Annotated in this window: 22 protein-coding genes; 19 read left to right on the forward strand and 3 right to left on the reverse strand. The window is 69.8% G+C overall.

The genetic code is table 11. The annotated features are described in order from the left end of the window. The first annotated feature begins 161 nt into the window (after nt 1-161). From OG210_RS16295 to OG210_RS16305, 3 genes are all read left to right on the forward strand, one after another. On the forward strand, nt 162-758 hold the full coding sequence (locus OG210_RS16295; protein WP_371537280.1) for a DUF5819 family protein: 597 nt from the start codon (nt 162-164) through the stop codon (nt 756-758). A gap of 1 nt (nt 759) precedes the next feature. Next, nucleotides 760-1,875 (forward strand): HTTM domain-containing protein, encoded by a 1,116-nt coding sequence (locus tag OG210_RS16300; RefSeq protein ID WP_328328367.1) that lies wholly within the window; start codon nt 760-762, stop codon nt 1,873-1,875. A gap of 263 nt (nt 1,876-2,138) precedes the next feature. Beyond that, nucleotides 2,139-2,528, forward strand: coding sequence for a DUF393 domain-containing protein (locus tag OG210_RS16305; RefSeq protein ID WP_328335493.1), 390 nt, complete (start codon nt 2,139-2,141; stop codon nt 2,526-2,528). Between the two features lie 1,008 nt (nt 2,529-3,536). On the opposite strand, the gene OG210_RS16310 is transcribed toward OG210_RS16305, so the two are convergent. The 3 genes from OG210_RS16310 to OG210_RS16320 form a co-directional block, all read right to left on the reverse strand. Further along, nucleotides 3,537-4,748, reverse strand: coding sequence for a hypothetical protein (locus tag OG210_RS16310; RefSeq protein ID WP_371537282.1), 1,212 nt, complete (start codon nt 4,746-4,748; stop codon nt 3,537-3,539). A 320-nt stretch (nt 4,749-5,068) separates the two neighbouring features. After that, nucleotides 5,069-6,445 carry an NDP-hexose 2,3-dehydratase family protein gene (locus OG210_RS16315; protein ID WP_371537284.1) on the reverse strand — a complete coding sequence of 459 codons (1,377 nt, stop codon included), beginning with the start codon at nt 6,443-6,445 and terminating at the stop codon, nt 5,069-5,071. Between the two features lie 42 nt (nt 6,446-6,487). Further along, nucleotides 6,488-7,726, reverse strand: coding sequence for a nucleotide disphospho-sugar-binding domain-containing protein (locus OG210_RS16320; RefSeq protein ID WP_328328361.1), 1,239 nt, complete (start codon nt 7,724-7,726; stop codon nt 6,488-6,490). 331 nt (nt 7,727-8,057) lie between these two features. Between OG210_RS16320 and OG210_RS16325 the strand changes: the two genes are divergently transcribed. The 16 genes from OG210_RS16325 to OG210_RS16400 all read left to right on the forward strand — a co-directional run bounded on the left by OG210_RS16325 (nt 8,058) and on the right by OG210_RS16400 (nt 25,512). Then, nucleotides 8,058-9,260: a serine hydrolase domain-containing protein gene (locus OG210_RS16325; RefSeq protein WP_328328359.1), complete on the forward strand. Its 1,203-nt coding sequence runs from the start codon at nt 8,058-8,060 to the stop codon at nt 9,258-9,260. Nucleotides 9,261-9,307: 47 nt separating this feature from the next. Then, the gene (locus OG210_RS16330) at nt 9,308-10,165 is read left to right on the forward strand and encodes a TauD/TfdA family dioxygenase (RefSeq protein ID WP_328328357.1); all 858 of its coding nucleotides are present in this window, start codon (nt 9,308-9,310) and stop codon (nt 10,163-10,165) included. Then, nucleotides 10,162-10,986 (forward strand): aldolase/citrate lyase family protein, encoded by an 825-nt coding sequence (locus OG210_RS16335; RefSeq protein ID WP_328328355.1) that lies wholly within the window; start codon nt 10,162-10,164, stop codon nt 10,984-10,986. The genes OG210_RS16330 and OG210_RS16335 overlap by 4 nt, the downstream gene beginning before the upstream one ends. Beyond that, nucleotides 10,983-11,915 carry a cysteine synthase family protein gene (locus OG210_RS16340; RefSeq protein WP_328328353.1) on the forward strand — a complete coding sequence of 311 codons (933 nt, stop codon included), beginning with the start codon at nt 10,983-10,985 and terminating at the stop codon, nt 11,913-11,915. The genes OG210_RS16335 and OG210_RS16340 overlap by 4 nt, the downstream gene beginning before the upstream one ends. A gap of 328 nt (nt 11,916-12,243) precedes the next feature. Then, nucleotides 12,244-14,046 (forward strand): asparagine synthase (glutamine-hydrolyzing), encoded by a 1,803-nt coding sequence (gene asnB / locus OG210_RS16345; RefSeq protein WP_328328351.1) that lies wholly within the window; start codon nt 12,244-12,246, stop codon nt 14,044-14,046. Next, nucleotides 14,043-15,053, forward strand: coding sequence for a PrpF domain-containing protein (locus OG210_RS16350; RefSeq protein WP_328328349.1), 1,011 nt, complete (start codon nt 14,043-14,045; stop codon nt 15,051-15,053). The genes asnB and OG210_RS16350 overlap by 4 nt, the downstream gene beginning before the upstream one ends. 14 nt (nt 15,054-15,067) lie before the next feature. After that, nucleotides 15,068-16,216, forward strand: a complete 1,149-nt coding sequence (locus tag OG210_RS16355; protein WP_328328347.1) for an acyl-CoA dehydrogenase family protein — start codon at nt 15,068-15,070, stop codon at nt 16,214-16,216. Then, nucleotides 16,204-17,568 (forward strand): dihydroorotase family protein, encoded by a 1,365-nt coding sequence (locus OG210_RS16360; RefSeq protein ID WP_328328345.1) that lies wholly within the window; start codon nt 16,204-16,206, stop codon nt 17,566-17,568. Before OG210_RS16355 ends, OG210_RS16360 begins: the two co-directional genes overlap by 13 nt. Further along, nucleotides 17,565-18,827, forward strand: coding sequence for an FAD-dependent monooxygenase (locus OG210_RS16365; protein ID WP_328328343.1), 1,263 nt, complete (start codon nt 17,565-17,567; stop codon nt 18,825-18,827). The genes OG210_RS16360 and OG210_RS16365 overlap by 4 nt, the downstream gene beginning before the upstream one ends. A gap of 23 nt (nt 18,828-18,850) precedes the next feature. Continuing rightward, complete coding sequence (locus tag OG210_RS16370) at nt 18,851-19,456, forward strand: NAD(P)H-dependent oxidoreductase (RefSeq protein WP_328328341.1); 606 nt, start codon at nt 18,851-18,853, stop codon at nt 19,454-19,456. Between the two features lie 117 nt (nt 19,457-19,573). Beyond that, nucleotides 19,574-19,864, forward strand: coding sequence for a hypothetical protein (locus tag OG210_RS16375; RefSeq protein ID WP_328328339.1), 291 nt, complete (start codon nt 19,574-19,576; stop codon nt 19,862-19,864). 100 nt (nt 19,865-19,964) lie between these two features. Next, entirely contained in the window at nt 19,965-20,558 is a 594-nt protein-coding gene (gene epsC / locus OG210_RS16380; protein ID WP_328335492.1) for a serine O-acetyltransferase EpsC, read from the forward strand. Nucleotides 20,559-20,599: 41 nt separating this feature from the next. Next, entirely contained in the window at nt 20,600-21,583 is a 984-nt protein-coding gene (locus tag OG210_RS16385) for a cysteine synthase family protein (RefSeq protein WP_328328337.1), read from the forward strand. A gap of 91 nt (nt 21,584-21,674) precedes the next feature. Next, complete coding sequence (locus tag OG210_RS16390) at nt 21,675-22,982, forward strand: ATP-grasp domain-containing protein (RefSeq protein WP_328328335.1); 1,308 nt, start codon at nt 21,675-21,677, stop codon at nt 22,980-22,982. Continuing rightward, complete coding sequence (locus OG210_RS16395) at nt 22,979-24,244, forward strand: hypothetical protein (protein WP_328328333.1); 1,266 nt, start codon at nt 22,979-22,981, stop codon at nt 24,242-24,244. The genes OG210_RS16390 and OG210_RS16395 overlap by 4 nt, the downstream gene beginning before the upstream one ends. After that, a complete protein-coding gene (locus OG210_RS16400; RefSeq protein WP_328328331.1) occupies nt 24,241-25,512 on the forward strand; it encodes an MFS transporter in 1,272 nt (423 codons plus the stop codon). The genes OG210_RS16395 and OG210_RS16400 overlap by 4 nt, the downstream gene beginning before the upstream one ends. The last annotated feature ends 9 nt before the right edge of the window (nt 25,513-25,521 follow it).

The following is a 25,521-nucleotide window of genomic DNA, read 5'->3' on the forward strand; positions in this document are numbered from 1 at the left end:
GAACAGGGCGAGCAGTGCTGGGCGGAATCGAATCAGAGCAAGGGCAAATGCGAGGGCAGACCACCGGCCCGGGGCTGGTCATAGACCCCACGCACGGAGAAGAGGGAGAGCAAGGCGAAATCCACAGGCCGCGCAGAGCCCAACGGGTGGTGCGGGGAACGTTGAACACCGCTGTGGTCCTCTGTCTCGTCACGGCCCTGATGCATGTCGTCATGGTGTTTCTGCACGTGGCGCCCTCGAACGTCGTCTCACAGCGCTACAGCCGACAGGTGAACGCCTGGATCTATCCCCTCTTCGAACAGAACTGGCGGCTCTTCGCCCCGGACCCGGACTCCGTCAACCGGACGATCTCCGCGCGGACCGCACACACGGCCCGGGACGGGTCGGTCCAGGTCAGTCCCTGGGTCGATCTGACCGCCATGGACGAGTCTGCCGTCAAGCACAACGTCATTCCTAGCCACACCTCGCAGAACCTGCTGCGCCGTTCCTGGACGTCCTACGTCGAACTGCACGGAGGAGACGACCGCTCGCACTCGCCTCGGGCCGAGATGATGCGGCAGTACCTGCGCAACATCGCCGCCGACCGGATGGCCGAACGGGACGGAAGGGCCTTCGAGTTCATCCAGCTCCGGGTGGTTACCCGGCCCATTACCGCTTCAGGCGCCGCGCACAGTGACCGCGGTGCCACGTCCGCGAACGCCGAAACACGGCGTCTGCCCTGGTGGAAGGTGGCCTCCGGTGTCTCCGACGGGAAATGACATGATCCGGCCCTCGGCAGCCCAGGACGGGGCGACCGGCCGGCGGCTGCTCGGACGGCTGACCGATCCCGCACACGGTGCGTGGGCGCTCCTGACCGGACGCCCTCTCTCGCTCTACGCGGTGTCGGTGCTTCGAGTCGGATACGGCCTGCTCTACCTCGTCTTCCTGCTGCGCGAGTTCCCGCACCGCGACGAGATCTGGGGCCCCGATTCACCGTGGACGCCCACGCTCGCGCGGCAGCTCTTCGCCCAGACCGGCTGGGCCAGTGTGCTCACCCTGTCGGACAGTCGCGCCTACTTCGAAATCTGTTACGCGGCGGCACTCGTTATCAGCGCCCTGTTCATGCTGGGCTGGCGGACCCGTGCCGTGTCCGTGCTCTTCGCTGTCGTCGTCACATCGTTCCACGCGAGGGCGATCTTCATGACGGACGGAGGCGACAACCTCGTCCTCCTGATGGCGCTCTACCTCGTCTTCACCGCATGCGGACGCCGCTGGTCCCTGGATGCCAGACGGGCCCGGCGTAGGGCCGCCAGGAGGGAGCCCGGCCGATGGCGGTCCGACGTCGCACTACAACTACTCCAGGCACGACATACCTTGGTCACGGCCGTGCACAACTGTGGGCTCCTCGTGATCGCGGTTCAGGTCTGCTTCCTCTACGGCGCGGCTGGTCTTTACAAGGCGCAGGGCGGCACCTGGGGTGCCGGAACCGCGCTGCACTACGTGCTGAACCTCGGACTCTTCCAGCCCTGGCCCGCGCTCTCCCACTGGGTAGACGGTCAGCAGGCCACCATCGCGGTGGCCGGTTATCTGACCGTGCTTCTCCAAGTCGCCTTCCCCTTCGTCCTCTTCGGTAAGCTGAAGTACCCGGTTCTGGCCATGCTGCTTTGCATGCACATCGGTATTGCAGTACTCATGGGGCTGCCGCTGTTTTCCGGCGCGATGATCATCGCAGACGCTGTATTCCTGCCGGATCGCTTCTACGTCGCGGTGCCAATCCTGTGCCGACGGGTCTCGCGGCGGCAGAGTGCGCCGCGCACTGCGCCAGGCGCGGAGGCAGGGGAAGGCGTGGTGCCCAAGCAGGCCGGCCCTGGATCCCTCGTACGCGGCCGCCCCTGAAGGCCTTGCCGTAAGTGATATCCCGGCCGGGCCAGACATCCCGCTGTTCTTGGGCGGTCTGTCTGTCCGGCAACGGCGAGGCTGTGCAGGCGGGCAATTCCGACCACGGCGTAGTGGATGCCAGCAGCAGGTCGGTGTGGTCAAGGATGCGTCTCGGCGCAGGCTCCGGTGGTGACGACGGCGTGCGTGGAATCACGCGACGCCGGGTTCGAATTGATTACTTGCGTGGCCGCAGCCATCGGCTAATCCGCGGCGAGGAGAAAATGCAGATGCAAGCTGTACTTGTCTATGACGGGGACTGCGGTTTCTGTGCCAACTCGGTGAAGTTCGCCGAGCGGCGTCTCCGCCCCCGTTGTGCGACCACACCGTGGCAGTTCGCAGATCTGGGGGCGCTTGGTATCACGCAGCAGCGTGCAGAATACGAAGTCTTGTGGGTGACACCGGCAGGGGCGGTGCACGGCGGATGCCAGGCAGTTGCCAAGCTGCTTCTGAATGCACACAGTGGATGGCCGTTGTTGGGAGCGTTGCTGACCCTGCCCCCTGTGCGATGGGCGGCCTGGGGTGTGTACCGGCTCGTGGCGAATAATCGTCAGCGGATGCCAGGCGGAACGTCGGCGTGTGCGCTGCCGACCCGGAATAGGACGTATACGTAGTCGGATTCGCTTTGCCCAACTACCAGTTAGCGATGGCGAGACTCGCTTGCGGACAGGGAGACCGGAGCGGCCGAACACTTGGCGCTTGGTGTGTCCGGAACGTGGAGGGAGGCTCCACGCGGCGGGCGCCGCCCACTCCCGCACGGTGCTGTTCTGGCCAACAGCTCTCTCAGCGCAGGGACCGCAGCGTTCGTCTCCGACCCCTTCGAAGCCTTGATGGCGGTTAGTCGGCCGAAGCTACGGAGTGACGGCAGGCCGTCAATGATGACTGGGATGGCGGGGCGTCCGATGTGGATCAGCTTGCGCGGGCATCCACGGACTTGTCGGCATCGCCGTCCGTCCGCTGGACAAGGGCTTGCGGGATGTCACGCGGGATTCCTCTCGGGCGGGAGTTGGCTCAGTCTGCGTCAGGCGCAGTGCCTCTGTGCCAGAAGGTCGGCAGTCCCCAGTACTGCAGTGAGCGGTCTTCGGGCCGTTGGGCCCGCTCCGGCGCGTCCCAGTCCTCGAAGGAGTCGCGGGACTGACCGACGATGACCGACGGGTCGCACGCCCCTCGCGCGGCCAGTCAGCCGCCGACGGCGGTACGTGCTGTCGGCCGTGGTGGCCGTAGGCGCCGAATTCCCGGTAGTTCTGCTGGGCTTCGATGAGGGTGTGCAAGCTCACCCGGTCAACGCAGTGCGTGAGCGGACGGGGAAACACACGTTGGATCGAGCGTCACGGGCGGAAGTAGCACCATGCCCCTGACCAGGAAGAACAGGACCCACCGTGCAACCACGGCACCACCCGTCATGATCTTGCCAGCCCTTGTAATGCGTAGGTCATCGGTTCGAATCCGATAGGGGGCTCTGTGGGACCCCAGGTCAGATGGCATCTGACCTGGGGTTTCTTCGTTTCGTTGACCTTGGGGCCCTGGCTGGTCGGACACCGGGCCTGCGGTCGGCCGGCCGTGGGCCGAGGGGACGAGGCGATGGGGTCTGCTGCGGTGGCCGGCCGGCCCGCCATCACCGGTCAGTGGCCTGTGAGGGTGTCCTGTTGGTCCACGACCTGCGCCAGCAATCTGTAGTACTGACCGGTGCTGCTCTCGAAGTCCGCTCGTGCGGACACGCCGGAGTGCGGGTCGTCCGGTACGCGCAGCAGGTCGACGGAGGTCTGGGCGAACTGGGCTGGGAGTCTGTCCCGTTCGGCGCCGGCCATCAGGGACTGCAGTGTGGAGACGGCGGAGCGAGCAATCTCGCGCTGTTCCCGGCTGACGCCCAGCATGCTCCGGTATCCGGATGCGGGCTCGGCGTCGGTGAGGGCCCGTTCGAGCTCGGTGGCGAGTGCCGCACCGGCGCCTGCGGTCCGGTGGGCCCCGGCCCCGGCCTCAAGCAGGACGTGCAGCGCGACGAGTAGGGCGACGGTGCACGGTCCGGAGTGGACGGGATCGACGCGCACGGTCAGGGTGGCCTCGATGTTGTCGGCGCGGCGGCGGGCGGCGGCATGGATGCGTTCGGCCGAGCGGCGGTCCGCGCCCATGTGTGCCAGACCCAGCACTCCGGCTTCGAGTACATCGCGCGCGGTACGGACGCCGGCCGCCTCCACATTCTGTACCGCCCGGCTGACCGCCGCTCGCTTGATCAGCCGCGCGACGGGAACAGCGCGCAGCCTCGCCTCGATCTGCTCGCGCCGCAGTGCTTCCCACGCCACGCGTACGGCGTCGCATGCCTGGGCGTGATCCCGCACCACCTGGTCGGCCGCCTCGTGCAACTTCCGTGCCCGTGCCACGGTCTTGGGGCGCGCGCCGGCCAGGCGTACGGAGCCGCGGATGTTTCCCCCTACGAGGCCGACGGCGATCAAGGCCAGCCCGATCAGCACGAGCGCATCGGACAGGGCGTAGGGATCCGTCCTGTCGAGCTGCGACGGCTCCAGGTCGCCCTTGTGCGGGCCTTCGGTGAATATGAACCCGGTGTCCCAGCCGTATCCCGTGTCCGGGTCGTAGCCCGGTGCCTTGAGGATCGCATCGCGGTCCGGATCGCAGTGGTATGCGCTCTCACGCAGGCGGCCGCCGCCGTGGTATGGGTCCTTCCAGCGAACCGTGCACTGGCCGTCGTGCTTCTCGCTGATCACGGTGAGGTCGACCTGCTGGATCGCGGAAGATGCCGTGGAGTAGAGGTAAGCCGACCAACCGAACACCAGGACGCCGAGCGTCAGCACCCAGCGGAAGAACGGCCTGTGCCGCATCGGCTCCCCCTAGCCCCCGGCCAATGACCTGGCCGGCCCCAATGCCATGATCCGCCTGCATGGCGCATCTGCTCAAGCCCTCAACGCCCTGAGGATGAGCCGATGCGACTCTCGCCCCGGGGCTCGCAGAGCGGCGTCACCTCACGCTGCCTGCGCTGACGGCGGCGCGTGGAATCCAACGAGCCCGCCCGCCGGATTCGTCGTCCGCCGGTGGAGAGTGCCTTGATTGGGGCCCCAGGCCACGTAGCCCGTGACCTGGGGTTTTTGCTTTTTGTGGCCTTTTCTGATTGATCCCCCCCATGAATCAACGGGGGACGGCACTAGGCAGCCTTCGGCAGGGCCGGTGAGTCCAGGTCGGCGAAGCCCAGGAAGGTCAGCAGGCTCCGGGCCTCCACGTTGAGGTGGTTGCCGTAGCGCACGAACTCCGTGAGCTGGCGCAGCGTCATCCACATGTAGTTGTCCGGGACCTCGACCGGGAAGTCGTCGTCCGCCTCGACCAGGAGGTAGCGGTTCTGCGCGTGGTAGAAACGGCCGCCCTCCTCGGAGTGGATCGCCTCGAAGCGGATGTTCTCGGGCGGTGCGGTGAGGACTGTGTCCAGGAACCGGGGCCGCTCGCCGCCGGGGGCGGATCCGTAGTTGCCCGGCTGGCAGTGCACGGTCGGCGCCATTTCGATCATGTCGCCGGCCCCTGTCTCGATCCGGGCCTGGACCAGCAGATGCATCACACCCGCCACCCGCTTGGCCAGGAAGGCGATCACGCCCTCGCTGGACGGCTTGAGCATCACCTGGGACCAGCTGGACACCTCACGGTTGCTGGCGTCGACATCGACGCCGACGACGCTGAAGTGCTTGTTCTCGTCGTGGGTGATGGTGCCGTCGGACAGGGACCAGCTCTGCACCTTGGACAACGGGATGCGTTCCCGGGTCAGGGTGGCCCGGCACTTGGCCTCGGTGAACCAGCTCAGCAGTTCCGCTGTGTCGCGGTGGCTCCCCGAGTCCGGCTGCCACGATCGGGCCAGCGCGTTGCGGAACGTGTCGCCATGGCGCTTGGAGCCGGTCAGCCGGAACAGGGCCGCGCCCGAGAGGACGGTCCGGGTGTCCATGTTCACGAGGTTGTCGACTGCCAGCAGTTCACTGAGCTGGTCGACGCTGAGCCAGCAGAAGTCGTCGAGCAGTTCGATGTCCTCCTCCACCTCGACGATCATGTTGCGGTTGCGCTTGCCCAGGAACCAGGACGCCTGCTCGGACTGGAGCGCGTCGTGCAGGACCCGGCCCCTGCGCGGGGAGACGAACCACTCCAGGTACGGGACCGCCTTGCCTCCGTGCACCTGTGTGTAGTTGCTCTTCGTCGCCTGCACCGTGGGAGAGAGCTGAACGAGGTTGATATTGCCCGGCTCCATCTTGGCCTGGAGCAGGAAGTGCGGGACGCCGTCGAACTGCTTGACGAGGCACCCGAGAATCCCGTATTCGGGCTGCACGATGATCGGTTGCTGCCAGGCGTCGACCTCGCGGCCCGAGTTCCTGATGTCCAGGCCCTCGACCGAGAAGAAGCGCCCGCTGCGGTGCACCAGGTTCCCGGTCCCCGGCTCGATGTGCCAGCCGTCGAGCCGGTCGAGCGGGACCTGGGCCACGCGGTACTCGTTCGCCTCGCACCGGTCGGTGAACCAGCTGGTGAAGTCGGCTATTCCAGAGAACAATTGGAGCTCCCAAGTACAGTTCGAAGGCCGGTCCGCAGCCCGCTACCGGGACTGCAGCTCCCGCATGAGTCGGTCGATCACGGCTGCGGGGCTGGGCTGGAGCGCCATCTCCGCGCTGACCGCCGCCGCCGCTTCGGCGTAGGCCGGATCGGTGAGCAGACGGTCGGCCAGCTCCCGTACGGTGGCCGGGTCCGCCTCGTCGAGCGGCAGTGACAGGCCGGCCTTGCAGTCGACGACCCGCTGCGCCACCAGGGGCTGGTCGGCGCCGTCGGGCAGTACCAGCTGCGGTATTCCGCTGTGCAGCGCGGCGGCGGTGGTGCCCGAGCCGCCGTGGTGCACGATCAGCGAGCAGGTGTCGAGGAAGGCCGACAGCGGCAGGTAGCCGGCCAGGCGTACGTTGTCGGGCAGTTCGCCGAGCGCCTCGAAGTCCGTCGAGTGGTCGGCGAGGATGATCTCGGCGTCCAGTTCGCTCAGCGCCCGTATCAGCAGCAGAAGGCCGCTGCCGTCGGACAGCAGCGGGATGACGGTGCCCAGGGTCAGGCAGATCCGCGGCCGCTCACTCCGGTTCAGCACCCACTCGGGCACGATGGAGCCGCCGTTGTAGGGGACGTAGCGCATCGGCCACCAGGGGGCTCCGCCTTCGGCGTCGGCCTGGTCCTGGGCCAGGCCGCCGAGGCTCGGGGGGCGCGGGTCGATACGGGCGACCAGCCGGGGCCGGCGGTCGCCGATGCCCAGCCGTTCCCGCAGCCCGGTGATGACCGGCGAGTCCTCGTCGATGACACCGGTGCGGTGGTTCTGCGCGCCGCTCTCCTTGATGCCCTCGTCGCGCATCGACCACGACACGCGGTTGCCGACCTCCAGCGACGGAACTCCCAGTGCGGCGGCTGCCAGCAGGCCGGCCGCATGGTCGGAGGGATACACCACCAGGTCCGCCCCGAAGCTGCGGCCCGCCTCGATGGTGCCCTCGGTCATGGCGAGCGTGAAGAGGTCGAAGGGCTTCATCTGACGGGCCGATTCCCAGTAGCCCGGGGGCAGTTCGCCGCCCGGTTCGCCGCCGTCCGGCGCGGGGGCCTCGCTCTTCTGCGCGAGCAGCAGGTCCGCGCCGACGTCGCGGTGCGGAAAGACGTCGACGGTCGGGAGTCCGGACTCCGCCGCGGCGCCTTTCACATAGGCGGTGGTGGCGAGCAGGACCTCGTGCCCGGCGGCCCGAGCGGCCCACACCAGTGGCACGACCGGCAGCAGCAGCCCATAGCCGGGTGCGGCAGGAAAGAGGATTTTCATGAAGTGGATGCTGCCACAGGGAAACCGCGAATTGGGAAGTCCGGTCCGGCCGAATTCGGTCTTCAATGCGAGTTACAGGAGTACACCATCATCATTCGAGTGCGGCCCTAGCGGGACTCCGTTACCAGGTGGAATTGCGGAGTCGGAAACTCCGCAAGCCCGGTACTCCTGTGTCCCAGTACCCCTGTGTCCGGGGGCCGTTGTGCGTCCTGTCCCCATTTTGGGCGGCGTCCCGTATCGCCCCAGCGTCGCATTGCCGGAATTTGAGTGAGGCACGAGTGGCGAAAGTATCGTCGTGGGTGAGCCGGCACGAATATGGAGGTTGGGTACTGTGAGTGGTATTCCGCGGGGCGGGTCGGTGGAGGACGCCTTCGCCGAGGTGGCGAAGGCGTTCGAGGCGAATTTCGCGTCGGGTGCGGAGGTGGGGGCCGGTGTGTGCGTCTACCACCGCGGCCGGCCGGTGGTGAACCTCTGGGGCGGCACCGGTGGCAAGAACGACGACGACGCGTGGCGGCCCGAGACGCTCGGGTTGCTCGCTTCGCCCACCAAGGCGCTGGTCGCGGTCTCGGCGCTGCTGCTGGTGGAGCGGGGGCTCCTGGAGCTGGACACGCCGATCGCCGCGTACTGGCCCGAGTTCGCCGCGGGCGGCAAGGAGAACATCACCCTGCGGATGGTGCTCAGCCACCGTTCGGGAGTGGTGTGCCTGGACCACGCGCCGATCACGCATGAGGCCATGCGTACCCATACTCCGATCGCCGATGCGCTTGCCGTGGCGCGCCCGGAGTGGGAGCCCGGTACCGCACACGGCTACCACGGCATCACCTTCGGGTATCTGGTGAGCGAACTGGTGCGCCGGCGGACCGGACTGACCGTCGGCCGGTTCTTCGCGCGGGAGATCGCCGGGCCTCTCGGCCTCGACTGCTACATCGGCCTGCCCGACCCGGACGCGGTCCATGTCGCCACCATGTTCCAGTCCAAGGCCGAGGCGCTGTTCGCAGGCGATGACCTCGACCTGGCCTCGTTCATCGACTCCACCTCGCTGACCTACCGCTCGATGATGGGCAGCCTGGCGCTGGAAGGCCGTGCGGTCGCACTGGAGTCGGAGGATCCGTCCTACGGGGGGCAGGCCAGCGCGCCTTCGCTCGCCCGCTTCATGGCCGCGCTGATCGGCGAGGTCGACGGTATCCGGCTCCTCGGCCCCGCCATGCTGGCGGAAATGACCCGGCCTCATTCCGAAGGCCATTGCCTGGTGACGCTGACGCAGTGCAACTGGGGCCTGGGATTCCAGGTGCCCGATCATCCGGTGTTCCCGGCCTCGGCCGGCCTCGACACCGCTTTCGGCCTCAGCGCGGCGACCGGCTCGTACATCTTCGCCGACCCCGAGTACGACCTCGCGTTCGGCTACATGCAGAATGCCGGTTCGCCGGTGATGGGAAGTCTGGACGAGCGTCCCCGACGACTCATCGAGGCCGTCTACCGCAGTGTCGGAAAGTTCGACCGCCGGGAAGACCGGCCGGTCGCATTCAGTGAATAGCCGTCCCTGATCTTCTTCCATCCGCTGCAGATGAAGGGAACAGAGAAGTGTCGTTGGAGATCCGTAAATTAGGTGGCCGTATCGGTGCCGAGGTGATCGGCACGGATCTGGGCAGGGAACTGCCCGATTCTGTCTTCTCGCAGGTCCGGCAGGGACTTCTGGAGCACAAGGTGCTCTTCTTCCGGGATCAGGAGATCACTGACGAGCAGCAGTTGGCCTTCGCCGGCCGTTTCGGCCCGCTGACGCAGAAGCACCCGATGATGCGCACCGCCGAGGGGAACCCCCAGGTGATCCCGGTCGACGGTGAGGAACAGCGGGCGGACCACTGGCACACGGACATCAGCTTCACACCGACTCCGTCCATGGGGACGACGCTGCGCAGCGTCGTCCTGCCGCCCTACGGCGGCGACACCATGGTCGCCAACGGCGAGGCCGCCTACCGGCAACTCCCGCCGGAGCTGCGGGAGATCGCGGACAAGCTCTGGGCCGTCCACACCAACCACGCAGAGCAGCCGAAGCTCCGCACCGCTCGCGGTGAGGCGACACGCAAGGCGTTCCTCGCCAAGCGGTTCGAGACCGCGCACCCCGTGGTGCGGGTGCATCCGGAGTCCGGTGAGCCGTCGCTGTTCCTCGGCGGTTTCGCCCAGCGCCTGGTCGGCCTGACCCTGCGTGAGTCCCGCCCGATCATCGACGTACTCCAGTCCTATGTGCACCGGCCGGAGAACGTGGCGCGGTGGACCTGGCGGCCGGGCGACGTACTGATCTTCGACAACCGCAACACACAGCACTTCGCGGTCAACGACTACGACAGCCACAAGCGGGTGCTGAACCGGGTCTCGATCACCGGTGACGTGCCGGTGGGCCTGAACGGCAAGAGCAGCTACGTGATCGAGGAGGGCCAGTGAGCTCCGGGAGGCGCGATCCGGGAACCTTCGTGGCCCGGCTGCGGAACCGGGAGAGCCTCATCGGCTACTGGATCGCGTGCGACAACCCGGTCGGGACCGAGCGCATCGCAGGCGTCGGCTACGACTACATCGGCGTCGACGGCCAGCACGGTGTCCTCCACCAGCAGGGCTGGCAGTCCGCGATGCTCGCGGTGGACGCCATGGGTTCTTCGGCGGGAATCATCCGTGTCCCGTCGGTCGACCCGATCGCCATCGGGGCGGCCCTGGACTCGGGGGCGCGCGCGGTGATCGTCCCCATGGTCGAGACGGCCGAGGAGGCAGCGGTCGCCGCCCGCGCCTGCCGGCACTGGCCCGTGGGCACCCGCAGCCTGGGCGGCCCGGTGCGCGCGGAGCTCCGGCTCGGCGCCGTTCCCGGAGAGCTGGACGACGCGGTGGCCTGCATCGCGATGATCGAGACCGCCGGCGCGATGGACCATCTGGCGTCGATCTGCGCCACCCCGCACCTGGACGCCGTGTACGTGGGTCCGGCGGATCTGTCCGTCGCGCTCGGGGGCACGTACTTCGGCGACCCGGCGGTGCAGGACCGCCTGGAGGAGGCGCTGAAGGAAATCACCGCAGCCGCGGCCGATGCGGGCATCGCGTGCGGGATCCACTGTCTGGACGGCTCCTCGGCGGCCCGCCGGCTGACCGAGGGGTTCACCTTCGCCACGGTGTCGAGCGACATCACCCATCTGCAAGAGGCGGCTGCCGCGCATCTGGCGGCCGCGCTCGGTACGCGAGCAGCCGCTCACATCACGGAAACGGATCGTAAACCGCGATGACCGGGACTGTTTCACCGCCGGTCCGCTCCCTGGAGGAGCTGGTGGGCCGCACTCCGACGATGGAGGTGCGGCTGCCCGGAGTCCCCGACGGGGTGCGGCTGCTGGCCAAGCTGGAGATGTTCAATCCGCTGTTCAACGTGAAGGACCGGGCGGTCCTCTACATGCTGCGGGAGGCGGAGCGGACCGGGCTGCTGCCTGCCCGGGGCGGCACCGTGATCGAGTGCTCGTCGGGCAGCACCGGCATCTCCCTCGCGGCGATGTGCGCCGTGCGCGGCCACCGCTGCATCATCGTCATGCCGGACAACGCGACCGCGGAACGGCGCCAGATCCTGCGCGAGTTCGGTGCGGAGACCGTGCTGGTGCCGCACGCGGAAGGGCTGCTGCCCGCCTGGAAGTTCGCCGAGGAGATGCAGCGGGAGATCCCCGGTTCCTGGCTGCCCCACCAGGACCGTAATCCGGCCAACGTCCGTGCGCACTACGAGACGACCGGACCGGAGATCTGGGAGGCGTGCGCCGGGCGGGCCGACGTCTTCGTGTGCGGGGTGGGAACCGGCGGAACGCTGACCGGGGTGGCCCGCTACCTCAAGGAGCGCGGGGAGGTGCATGTGGTCGCCGTCGAACCCGAACGTTCGGCGGTCCTGTCCGGCGGGGGAGCGGGTCCGCACGGGATTCCCGGTATCGGGGCGGGCTACGTGTCGGACATCACCGACCTCGGTCTCATCGACGAGGTCATCGCCGTGCCGGACGAGGCGGCGGTGACCACGCGGCGGGAGATCACCCTGGCCACCGGCCTGCTCACCGGTGTTTCCTCCGGCGCTGTGGCGCATGTCTGCCGTGTGTTGAGCCGGCGTGAACGCTGGGCGGGGTCGACGATCGCAACCGTCTTCCCCGATACCGGGGAGCGCTATCTGTCGATGGCTTCGGACTAGGGCTTTTCGTCTGCATCAGGACGGGCTCGCGGGGTCCGTTGCGAGCAGGGGGAGTGGGCGGGGGGAACGGGGGCGTGAGACGTCCCCAACCGGCCCACTGGCAGCGGGAGTCCGCTGAGCCCTTTCCGCCGGGTCGCCGTCCGGCGGGACGCCGGAGTCTGTCGGGCTCCGGCGTCCCGTCACCTACGGCGCCGGCCTCTGTCTCCGCCTCCGCGCCTCTGTCATCCGGATCGACGACCTGATGCGCACAGCTCACTGATCACAACCTGACGGGCCTTAGCCGATCGGGCCGCCGTCCGCACCGCGGTCCTGGGGGAGGAAAAGAAAGATGTGCCGTATCTACGGCTATTTCAATGCCACTGCGTCACCGAGCGAGATGAAGACGGTCAGCGCACTGCAACGGCACGGAGGACCGGACCGCACGGGAATGTCCCGGGCCCCCGGCTGGGGCCTGGGCAGCAACAGACTCGCGGTGATCGACCTCGACGGCGGCATCCAGCCGTACGGGATCGACGGGCGGATCTCGGTCGTGTTCAACGGCGAGATCTACAACCATGACGCTCTGCGGGACCAGTTGAGGCAGCGCGGCCACACCTTCACCGACCGCTGCGACGGCGCGATCATTCCGGCCCTGTACGAGGAGTACGGGGAAAGGTTCACCGACCACCTCGACGGCATGTACGCCATCGCCGTGCTCGACCTGCGCGAGCGGCCGGAACTGCTCCTGGTGACCGACCACATGGGGATGAAGCCGCTCTACTACCGGTGGGACCCGGCCGACAGGTCGCTGCGCTTCTCGTCCGAGATCCCGGCGCTGCTGGCCTTCGAGGGGCTCGGCAGGACGATCTGGGAACCGGGGCTCGACGCGTACCTCGCGAGCAAGACGCCGTTCGGCGAGCGCACCATGTTCGAGGAGATCAGGGTGCTGCCGGCCGCCACCACGCTGCGGTGCAAGCTGGGCGAGGCACCCGAGGTGCTGCGCCGTGCGCCCGCTCCCGCGCCGGTTCCCACCGACGCGGACCAGGCCGCCGAGCTGGTGCGCGAGACTCTGCGCACGGAGGTCGGACGCCTCCTGGTCGCCGATGTCCCGGTCTCCGTGATCACTTCGGGCGGCCTCGACTCCAGCCTGGTGACCGCCCTCGCGGCCGAGCACGGGCCCGTGCACTCGTTCAACATCGCCTACCGGGGCACCTGGCCGTTCGAGGAGCGGCACTTCGCCCGGCAGGCCGCCGAGCACGCGGGCGCCGTCTACCACCAGGTCGAACTGGACCCGGCGACACTGCCCGAACTGATCGAGGATGTGGTCTGGCACCTCGGCCAGCCCAATGCCGACCCGATCACCGTGAGCACCTACGCCCTGTTCGCCGCGGTGCGGGAGGCCGGATTCAAGGTCGCGCTCACCGGGGACGCGGCGGACGAGGTGTTCGGCGGCTATGCGCGGATGCACGCGGCACACGAGGCCGCCCCGGGCGGCCCCGGGTGGTACGCGCGCTATCTCGACGCGCTGGCCGTCCTCCCGGCCGGCCGGCGGCACTCGCTCTACACCGACGACTACCGGCTGCTCGTCGAGGACGTACCGGCGATCCCCGCTGAGGCTCTCGGCCCGCTGCGCAGCGGCGAAGGCACGGTGCTCCAGCGCATCACCGACTTCGAACTCGCCCACCGGCTGCCCGCCTACCACCTGCGCCGGGTCGACCACCTCAGCATGGCGCACTCGGTCGAGTCGCGACTGCCCTTCTGCCAGCCCAGCGTCACCTCGCTGGGCCGGGGGCTGCCCGACCGGCTCAGGATCGGCGGCGGCAAGGTCAAGCGGACGCTCTACGGTGCGGCCGCAGGACTGGTCCCCGACGCGGTGCACGAGCGGGTGAAGCAGCCGTTCACGCTTCCCGTCACGGCCATGATCGCTCCCGGGTCGCCCCTGTGGGACATGGCGCGGGACACCCTCGCGACCAGCCGGCTGCGCTCGGCCGGCCTGCTCGACCCGAACGCCGTGGACGCCCTCTTCGAGACACAGGCGCAGCGGCCCGACGACACCACCGCGCTGACCATCTGGGCGCTGATGACGCACGAGGTGTGGCGGGACCAGTTCCAGGGGACGGCGAGACCGGCCGACATCGGGGCCGCGGCATGATCGCGCATCTCGCGTACGCGACCGGCAGCCCCTGCCCCACGCTCGTTCTCGACGCCGGCACCGTTCCGCAAGCCGAGAGCGCCATGCTGGAGCATCTGGCCGGTGTCCGGCGCCTCCTCGACGCGACCGGCAACGGGCATGTCCTCAAGATCGCGCTGGTGCGCCCTTCCCCGCACCCCATGTACGACCTGGAGTACCGCTTCGTACAGGCGCTGCCGGGGGCGGTGGAGTCGTTCGACCTGCGGGGGTCGTGCGGGCACTCGATCCTGTCCTCGGCCGTGGTCGCCGAGCGGATGGGCATGCTGCCCCGGTTGTCCGTGGGCACCAGGGTGCGGGTGCATGTCCTCAACAACGGCGACAGCGTGGTGTGCGAGGTAGACGCCGTCGACCGCGACACGGCGCGGTTCACCGTGCATTCCGTGCCCACCAGCGTGGTTCCGGTGACGGACCTGCTGATCACCGGCGAGCCGAGGACCGCGGTGTCGGTCGACGGTGAGCTGCATCAGGTGTCGCTGGTGTCGTCCGGCAACGCGTACGCGTTCATCGACGCGCGCACGGTGGGCGTCAAGGATCCCGACGCCCTGTTCGCCGGTGGCGAGGCCCTTTTCGGGACCCTCGCCCGGATCCGCGCCGCGGTGACGGACCAGCTGGGCTGGGCCCCGGGCGGCGCGTTCCCCAAAATCGCCGCCCTGCTGCCGGTGGAGGAGGGCCGGATCGCCGCACGGGCGATCTCGGTGCCCTCGTGGCATCCGACCATCGCACTGACCGGTGCGGTGTGTCTCGGCTCGGCCATCCGGATCCCCGGCACCGTGCCCTGGCGGGTGGCGCAGGAGCTGGGCTGCCCGGACGGCCTGGAGATCATCACGCCCGGCGGCAGCACCGCGGTGGCCACGGCCGTCCAGGACATCGACGGTGTGCCCGCGCTGAGCTGGGTCTCCGTCGAACGTAAACGGGTGACATTCCAGGGGTCGTTCCCGCTGCAGCCGTCGGCACCAACCACGTTGTGAGGAGTTCACCGAAAATGCCTGGCACCGTCCACGACGCCCCAACCGACACCGACACCGACACCAATATCGATATCGACCCCGAACTGGCCGTGAGATTACGGCAGTCGGCCGACCGGACCGCGGTCACCGGGCAACCGGACCACGAGACGCTGGCCGAGCTGCGGGAGTCGGGGCTGCTCGCCACCGCGGTCCCCCGTGAGTACGGCGGGACCGGGGGCGACGCGACCGACGTCAACCGGGTCGTCGAGCGGCTCGCGCGGCTGAACCCGTCCCTGGCCATCATGGCCTTCCAGCACTTCGCGGTGAGCTCCCGGATCACCGAGTGGGGCTCGCCAGGACAGAAGCGGGACCTCCTGCCACGGCTGGCGGACGGCACCTGCCTCGCCGCCTCCGCGTGGAGCGAGCAGGGCGCGGGCGCGGCGAAGCGAGACATCAGCAGCACCGCCCTGCGCCGGCCCGACGGGAGCTGGGTGCTCGACGGGGCGAAGTCCTTCACCACCACCGCGTCGGTCGCCGATGTGTACCTCGTCCTGGTGCGTACCGGTGACCGGCCCGAGGATCCGGGCAGCGGCTACGGCGCGGCCGGACAGACCTTCTTCCTCGTCGAGGCGGGCCACCCGGGGCTGTTCCCCGATCTGAGCCTCGACCTCGTCGGGATGCGGGGGTCGGCGACCGGGTTCGTCTCGATGCGCGAGTGCGTCGTCGCCGACACGGACCGGCTGGGCCCCGAGGGCCGGGCGGCGCAGATCATCGCGGGGGTACGGGAGTCGGGAGCCTCGCTGGGTGCGGTCGCCGTGGGCGCAGCCCAGGCGGCGTTCGAGCTGCTGGTCGAACACCTGCGACAGCGCGGCCAGTTGGCGTCGCCGGTCGTCAGGGACCGGCTCGTGTCCATGGCGACAAGGGTCGAGTCGGCGCGGGCGGTGGTCGAGAGGGCGGGAGCCCGGTCGTCGGCCGACCCCGGAACGACCACGCTGCACAGCAAGTTGCACGCGTCCGCGGTGGCCGAGGAGATCTGCCTGGAGGCGGCCGGAATGCTCGGCTCGGCCGGGTACACGGCCGCCTCCGGCGTCAACCGGCTGCTCTCCGACGTCCGGGCCGTGGCCCTGATGGGGCCGACCAACGCCCTCTGCAGAGAACTGGTGGCTTCGACATGGCCGAACTGATGACCGCCGACCTCGCCGTCACCGCCGGAAGGCTCGTGACTCCCACGGGGGTCCGGGCGGGCACGGTGCTGATCGCGGACGGCCGCGTCCTCGCCGTCCTGGAGCCCGGCGCCGCACCGCCCCCCAGGGTGACCGTGGTCGACGCCGGTGACTGCTACGTGCTGCCCGGCCTGATCGACTCCCATGTGCACTTCCGCACCCCGGGCCTGACGTACAAGGAGGACTGGGAGCACGGGAGCCGGGCGGCCGTGGCGGGCGGTGTCACCACGGTGCTGGACATGCCCAACACCAGCCCGCCGGCGCTGACCGCCGACCAGGTACGCGAGAAGGCGGCGCTGATCGCGGGCCATTCCCTGGTCGACCACCGGTTCCACATCGGAGCCGACCCGGCCCGCCCCGAGGCGCTGGCCGGGCTCGACCCCGCTGTCGCCACCAGCGCGAAGATCTTCATGGCCGGTCACCACACGGCTCCGACCGTGTTCCGCGACCCGGCGCAGCTGGAGAAGGCCTTCATCGCCGCGGCGGAGTCCGGGGTACGACTGGTGCTGCACGCCGAGGACGGCGAACTGTTCTCGCTGCTCGACGAGTGGTGGGGCGCACCGGACAGCTATCTGGACTACGAGGCGCGCCGCCCGCGCAGTGGCGGGATCTCGGCGGTGGCGAAGGTCATCGAACTGGTCAGGCGCCACGGCACCGAGGCGCACGTACTCCACCTCTCCAGCCGGGAGGAGGCGGATCTGGTGTGTGCCGCCCGCGCCGCCGGGCTGCCCGTCACCTTCGAGGTGACGGGGCACCACCTGTCGTTCACCGACACCGACACCCTGCGGCTGGGCGCCCGGACGAGGCTGTCGCCCTCGATCCGGCAGCAGAGCGACCAGGACCGGCTGTGGCAGGCGCTGGCAGCGGGCCAGGCCGACACGATCGGCAGTGACCACGCGCCCCACACGATCGAGGAGAAGACCCGGACGGTCCAGGAGTCGCCGCCCGGCCTGCCCGGCGTACAGGAACTGGCGGTCGCGGTGTGGACGGGTATGCGCAGACGGCTGCCCGACGAACATCCCGACGTCGCCGTCACCCGCCTGGTCCGCCATCTGTCGGAGCGGCCCGCCGAACTCTTCGGTCTGCGGGACAAGGGGCGGATCGCCCCGGGAGCAGACGCCGACCTGGTGTTCTTCGCTCCGGACGACCCCTGGATGCTGTCGGCGCGGAGCGTGCGGTCCAAGTGCGGCTGGTCGGCGTACGAGGGCTGGACGATGGCCGGCCGGGTGATACGGACCATGCGGCGCGGCCAGGTCGTCTGGGATGCCGACAGCGGCACGTTCGGCTCGTACGAGGGACGGTGGATCCAGTGAGCGCCGGCCACCGTGCGGTCGTGGCGGGCGGCGGGATCGGCGGTCTGGCGGCCGCCGCCGCCCTGGCGTCCGCGGGGCTCGCGGTCACCGTGATCGAGCGTGCGGCACGCATCGAGGACGTCGGGTCCGGTCTGCTGCTCTACCAGAACGGCATCGCCGCGGCCGACGCCATCAGCTCCCGGCTGGGCGCGGGGATCCGCGCGGCCGGCCATGTGGTGGGTCCCGACGAGGTGCGGGTGCTGATGGACTCGGCCGGCCGGGTCCTGACCCGGGAGCCGATCGGCGAGATGGGCCGGCGCCTGGGCCTGCCCCAGGTGCCCATCCTGCGGACGGCGCTGCAGAACGTGCTGCTGCGGGAGGCGACAGCGGCGGGGGCGGACATCCGCCTCGGCACCGCTGTGGAGGGGTACGCCCAGGACGGCGGACAGGTGTCCGTGGGCCTGTCGGACGGCACCACCCTGGACAGCGATGTCCTGGTGGCGGCCGACGGCCTCAACTCCGTCGTACGCGCTGCCATGTTGCAGGACGGCCCGCCCCAGTACCTGGGGTACACCTCGGTGCGGGGCCGGGCCGTCGGGTCCGAGCTGTACCCCCAGGCGTTCGTCGTGAACGGAGTGGGCGTACAGATCTTCGTGGCCCCGGCCGACGGGGAGACCCTGTACTGGACGGCGAAGATCACCTCCCCGCCGGGCATCTGGCCCGCCATGGGACAGGAGGGCGCGCTGGCGGCGCTGCTCGACCGCATGGCCGGCTGGCACGAGCCGGTCGTACGGCTGATCCGTGCCGCGGACCCGGCGGACCTGTCGGTGACGGACATCCACGACCGGGACCCGGCGTCGCGCTGGGTGGACGGCCGGGTGGCCCTGCTCGGCGACGCCGCGCACCCGATGGCACCCGCGATGGGCCAGGGCGCGAACACGGCGATCGAGGACGCGTTCGTGCTCGCGGAGTCACTGAGGGCGTGTGCCGATCCGGGCGAGGCCCTCATCCGCTACCAGGAGCAGCGCGTCGGGCGCACGGCCCGGATCGTGCTGCACTCGCGCAGCCAGGGCGCGCTCGACCAGGGCGCGAGCCGGGAGCACGCACGGGTGCGCGACGGCGCCATGCGGGAGCGGGGCCGCAAGGACGCGGCCACGCTCGACGTCGTCAACTGGCGTCCGGGCGCGGTCGTTTCTCTCACAGAAGCGGAAACGGAAGCGGATCAGGGCCGAACGCCGGCCCCGGTCCGCCGGACAGGCGCCGACGCGGCCGGCGCATGACATCGACGGAGGTTGTCACTGCAGTGGACACACCGAACATAGTGCTCGTCAGCGGATCGCTGAGGGCGGACTCGACCTCGGACCGGGTGGCGCGCTGGTGCGCGCGGCAGTGCACGGAACAGGGGTCCACCGCGCGGGTGTTCACAGGGGCCGAGCTGCAGTTTCCCTTCTACCGGCCCGGTCTGTCCGAACAGGACGGCGAGATCGGCGGGTTCGTGCGGGCGCTGAGCCGCGCGGACGGGCTCGTTCTCGTCTCGCCCACCTATCACGGCACGGTCTCCGGGCTGCTGAAGAACGCCCTGGACTACGCCAACGACCTGGTCGCTCCCCGGATGTTCCTGGAGGGGGTACCGGTCGGCTGCGTCGCGGTCGGCGCGGGGCCGCAGGGCATGGCATCCACCCTGACCACCCTGCGCACGATCGGCCACGCCCTGCGCGCCTGGCCGACGCCCCTCGGGGTGACCGCGCGCGACTGGGCCGACGACGAGGCCCTGGTGACGGACGACGTGCCGGCCGAACAGCGGCAGTCCCGGGCCCAGATGGCCGTGATGATCTCCCAGGTGCTCTCGATGGCGTCCCTGAACGCCGCCGCCTCGTCCCGGCAGCGCCTGGCCGCAAGCCGCAGTTGACCCACGCCGCCCATGCACCCCCCACACACCCCCATCACCACACCCACCACCACACCACCCCCGCACCCCCCCACACCCATCACCGCACCTTTCGCCACACCACAGGAGGAGTCTTCCGTGTCAGAACAGCAGCAGAGCGCGCACGTCTTCACGGCCGGGCCGATCTGGCGGGACGCCAACGTCCGCTCCGGCCCCTCACTGGACAGCCCTGTCCTCCAACTGCTCCTCCCCGACGACAAGGTGAGCCACGAGGCCGTCGGATGGACGTACGGCGACGAGGTGGTCGAAGGAACGATCATCAGCGACATCTGGCTGCTGCTGGCGCCGGGCCGCTGGTGCAGCGCGGTCAACTTCGACCAGGACACGATGGCCGGCATCCCCCGGGAAGCCCGACTGGACGTCAAGTGATGGGGCCGGGCGGAGATCTCTTGCGGAGCGAAATGCAGTCAGCTAATCTAAAGATCAGTAGAAGTGCAGAATGGGAGGAGGGTACGTGAACCGACCACGGATGCTGCTGCGTTCGCTGGGCGAGGATCTGCGTACCGTCATCGAGCGGGATCCCTCGGTCCGCACCCATGCGGAAGCCCTTCTGCACCCCGCGCTGCCCGCGGTGTGGACCCACCGCATCGCCCACCGGCTGCACCGGCGCGGACACCGGGTGCCCGCACGGGCGTTGATGGTTCTCGTGCGCGCGGTCACCGGTACGGAGATCCACCCCGGCGCGGAGCTCGGCCGCAGGGTGTTCATCGACCACGGCGCAGCGGTGGTCATCGGTGAGACCGCGCGGGTGGGTGATGACGTGACGATCTACCACCAGGTCACCCTCGGCGCGATCGGCTGGTGGCACGACAACGGGCGGCCCGAGGGAGAGCGGCGCCACCCCGTCGTCGGGGACGGCGTGGTGCTGGGCGCGGGCGCGACGGTTCTGGGCCCGGTGACCGTCGAGGCCGGCGCCGTCATCGGAGCCCGGACGTTCGTCGTCAAGGACGTACCGGCGAAGGCGCGGGTCCTCGCGCGCGCCACCACCCCCGTACCACCCCGGCAGAACCCGCAGGGCGCGATCGAGCTCCTGCGCCACACCGCTTCGGCCGGCTCATGGTGACCCCGGACCGCACTGTCAAGGATGTCGGAGGAAGGCCACCCATGTCCGAATCGCCCTCGCAGGTGCTGGTGCCCGGTGCCCGCCCCCGTATCGCTCGCAGCATCGAGGAGTTGGTGGGAAACACGCCGCTGCTCAGCCTGCCGGTGGCCGGGGCGGCGGAGGGCGCACGGTTGCTGGCCAAGCTGGAGTCGGCCAACCCGCTGGCCAGTGTCAAGGACCGGGCCGCGCTGTGGATGCTCGACGCCGCGGTGAAGAGCGGGCAGTTGCCGCCCGGCGGCACCGTGTTCGAGGCGACGTCGGGCAACACCGGCATCGCACTGGCCGCCCTGTCGGCGGCCCGCGGCTACCGCTGTGTGATCGTGCTCCCGGACAGCGCGACCACCGAACGGATCGGACTGCTGGAGGCGTTCGGCGCCGAGGTGGTGCTGACCCCTCACGAACTCCGCTTCCAGGGTGCCATCGACCGGGCCTGGGAACTGCACCGCGCGACGCCGGGCTCCTGGTACGCCCGGCAGCACGAGAACTTCGACAACGTCCGTGCCCACCGCGAGACCACGGGCCCGGAGATCTGGGCCGACACCGAGGGCCGCGTCGACATCCTGGTGTGCGGCATCGGCACCGGGGGCACGCTGTGCGGCACGGCCGGCTTCCTCAAGGAGCACAATCCGCAGCTCAAGGCCATCGCAGTGGAGCCGGAGAGCTCCCCCGTGCTGACCAAGGGCTACGCCGGTACGCATGCCATCCCCGGGCTGACCGGCGGTTTCGTCGCCGATACCACTGACCTCGATCTCATCGACGAGGTGCTGACCGTCTCCGACGACGAGGCCATGCAGACGGCCCGCTGGCTCGCCCGGAGCCTGGGCGTACTCGCCGGGGTCTCCTCCGGTGCGGCGGTGCACGCGGCCCGGCGCATCGCCCAGCTCCCGGAGAACGCGGGCAGGACCATCGTCACCATCCTGCCCGACACGGGTGAGCGCTATCTCAGTGTCTGGGCCCCCGCCCCACGGGACGGCACGCCCGCGTGACCGAGGGGTTCGGTCACGTCCGCGTGACCGAACCCCCGGCCCTCCCCACCACACCCCACCGCACACCACTTCCACGAAAGGAACGGACCGCTTGAATCCGGAGACCACACTGCTGCTCGTCGGCGCCAACGACGAGACCGTGCAGAAGGCCAAGCAACTCGGCCTGACCGTCTTACTGTTGCAGCACCCGAGCAAGCTCAGTGACGAACAGGAGCGACTCGCGGACCACACGCGGGTCCTCGACTACACCGACTGGGCCGAGGTACGGCCGGTCGCCGAGGAGCTACGGACGTCACCGGGCTTCGGCGCCGCCCTCTCCATCACCGAGGCGGGGCTGGAGAACGCCGGGCGCATCAACGACCTGTTCGGCCTCGGCGGCACCGGGTTCGAGGTGGCGCAGCGCATCCGCGACAAGTGGGCCATGCGTCTGCACCTGGCCGGACTCGACCCGGCGGCGGTGGCCGCGGCCCCGCTGGTCAAGCGCGAGGACCTCGACGTCTTCGCCGGCCGCCACGGATTCCCGTTCATCGTCAAACCGACCGACGGCACCGCCAGCCTGGGCGTCTTCCGGGTGGCGGCACCCGAGGACGCCGACCGTGTCTGGGCCGAGGTGGAACGGCTGCGCGGCACCCGCACGGACCGGATCTCGACTCTGTTCGTCCTTCAGGACTTCCTGATGGAGGAGTACGTCGACGGCCCCGAGTTCAGCGTCGAGTCCTTCAGCTTCGCGGGCCGCCACGTCGTCGTGGCGATCACCGAGAAGTTCGTCGACCCCCGGCACTTCGCCGAGCTCGGACACGCCGTGCCCGCCCGTCTCGATCCGGCCGTGGCCGATCAGGTGGGGGAGCGCGTACGCGGCTTTCTCGACCTGGTCGGCATCAGGGACGGCGTCTGCCACACCGAGGTCCGGATCGGTGCGCGGGGCCCCGCGATCATCGAGAGCCACAACCGCATCGCCGGTGACGCCATCACCGATCTGGTGCAGGGTGCGTACGGCATCGACCTGGTCACCTACGCCCTCGGCTGGCCCTTCGGCCTGGTGCCCGAACTGCCCGGCTCGCCGGAGGCGCACGCCGGTGCGAGCACCCGGTTCCTGGTCGGCGACGCAGGGCGGGTCGATTCGGTCTCCGGCGTCGAGGAGGCCCTGAGCCTGCCCGACGTTCTCGCCGTGCGGCTCAGCGTCGGACCCGGCGACGCCGTACGCGATCTCAAGGACAACTGGGACCGGCTGGGTCTGGTGGCCGTCAAGGGCCCCGACGCGACAGCCGCGATCAGGCGCGGCGCGGAGCTCATCCGCGACACCGTCGAGATCCGGATAGACCGCTCCGACGGCGGCGGCGCCCGTGCCCGCGTCGCCGGCTCCGAGGACCTCACCGAGCTCACCGGAGATGCGGCATGAGCGTACTGATCCTGCATCGCAACCCGTTCGAACCCTTCCCGTACGAGCGCTGGCTCAGTGACTACGCGGGCGACATCGTCGTGCTCGCCGCCCGCGACAAACTGGAGTTGTTCGGCGAGCGGATACCGGCAGGGAACCACGGCTTCACCCATCTTGAGCTGCTCGACGACTTCGAGGACGAGGAACAGGTACGTGGGAGGGCGCTGAAGCTCGCGGTCGAATTCGGCATCCGGCACGTCGTCGCGCACCACGAGGGCGACGTGACCATCGCGGCCTGGCTGCGCGAGGCCCTGCGGCTGGCCGGCGCCTGGGCCGCCGACGTACAGCCCTTCCGGGACAAGGCGCTGATGAAGGAGCGTCTTGAGCAGGCCGGCATCGAGGTCGCCCGCTACACCGTGCCGCAGGACGCCGACGAGGCGCTCGCCTTCGCCGACCGTCACGGGTTCCCCCTGGTCTTCAAGGACCGGGCGGGCTTCAACTCCATCGGCCTGCGTATCCTGCGGGACCGGGACGAACTGCGCGCCCACACCGCTGAGGTGATGGCCGACGCCCCGCGTGACGACCTGCTCCTGGAGTCGTTCGTCCCGGGCCGTATGTGCCATGTCGACGGGCTCGTGATCGACGGAAGGACCGCGCTGGCCTGGCCCTCCCAGTACCAGTACGACCTGGCCTCCTACGGAACGGACCCGGGCGCCCGCATCGATCTGACCCTGGACCCGGACGACCCGCTCACCGAGCGCCTGCTGTCGCTGACCAACCGGGTGCTGGCCGCCCTGCGCGAGCCCGGCGGCAGGCTGCAGGACCACGGTTTCCACGCGGAGATCTTCCACACCCCGGACGACCGCCTCGTGCTGTGCGAGATCGCGTGCAGGCCGGGCGGTGCCAAGGTCCGTGAGGTCTTCCACTCGATGTTCGGCTTCAACCTCGGCGAGTACGCGACCCGGGCCGCCCTCGGGCTGCCGCTGCCCCTGCTGGAGCAGAGCCGCGGGACGAGGCCGCGTCCGCGGTCCATGGCCGGCCAGGTGCTGATGATGAAGCGGCCGGGACATGTCCGCTCCGTACCGGCCGTACCGGATGAGCCCTGGGTGGACCGCTTCTGGCTCTACGGCGGGGTGGGCCAGGTGATCCCGCCCGCCTCGGGCTCGTCGGACTTCCTCACCTGCGCTGTCGCGTCGGCGCCCACCCGTGCGGAGTGCGAACGCAGGCTGCGGGCGCTCGGTGCGCGCTTCGAGGCCCAGACCGAGATCGCGGCGGCACCTTGAGAAGGCTCTCGGTACAGACGCGCTATCTGCTCGGCATGGTGGTCGACGCGACCGGCAGCGGGATGTACCTGCCGCTGTCGCTGCTGTACTTCCACCATGCCACCGGGATGCCGGTCACCCGGGTCGGCGCGATCATGACCACCGCCGCGCTGCTCGGCCTGGTCGGCAACCCCGTCACCGGCGTCCTGATCGACCGGTACGGTGCCCGCGCCGTCGTGGTGGGCGGATACGTGCTGCGCGCGGCGGGCTTCGCGACGTATCCGCTGGTGGACTCGGCCGTACCGATGTTCGCTGTGGTGGCCGTGGTCGCGTGCGGCGACGTGTCGTTCTCGCCGTCGATCCAGTCGTTCATCGCGGAGATCGTGCAGGGCACCGCACGGGACAAACTCCTCGCGGCCCAGCGCAGCCTGCGCAACGCGGGTCTGGGCGCAGGCGGTCTGATCGCGGGCGGTGCGCTCGCCCTGGGCGCCGGCGCCGCCTTCCACGCGATCGTCATCAGCGTGGCCGTCGCGTATCTGGCCGCCGCCGCGCTCATCCGGTCCATCCCGCAGTCGCGGGCGGCGGACGTTCCGGGGCCCGCGCGCGCGAAGCGGGGGTACCGGCTGGTCGCGCGCGACCGCCCGTTCCTCCTGCTCACTCTGCTGAACGTGCCGACCGCCTTCGGCTACATGGTGCTCTCGGTGAGCCTGCCGGTGTACATCACCCAGGAGCTGCACACGTCGGATTCGCTGGTCGGCGTGCTCTACGCCACCAACACCGTCGGCATCGCGCTGCTGCAGATCCCGGTGACCCGGCTGCTCACCCGCTACCGGCGCACCCGCGTCGCCGCGCTCGGCGGGATGGTGTTCTGTGCGGCCTTCCTGTCGTTCGCCGCACTGGGTCTGGTGTCGGCCAGGACTCCGGTGCTGGTCGGAGTGTTCGCTGCCACGCTGCTCTTCACCCTGGGCGAGCTGATGCACGGAGCGACCGCGTCCGCTCTGGTGGCCAGCACGGCCCCCGAAGCCACCCGCGGCCGGCACCTCGCGGTCTACCAGCTCTCCTGGGCGGTCCCGACCGCACTGGCGCCCGCAGTGCTGACCGCGCTGCTCACACTGTCCGCGACCGGCATGTGGCTGCTGCTCGCGGTGGGGGTCGCCGGTTCGGCGCTCACCCTGATCCGCCTTGAGCCGCGGCTTCCCGTACAGGCGGTCCGGCCGGACGCACCACCCCCCGGGCCGGCCGGACCGCAGGAACCGGGTCTCGCGGGACCCCGGTCACAGCAGGCGTAGCAGTCAGCC

This window comes from Streptomyces sp. NBC_00466 (assembly GCF_041433995.1).
In the GTDB taxonomy this organism is placed as follows: Bacteria; Actinomycetota; Actinomycetes; order Streptomycetales; family Streptomycetaceae; genus Streptomyces.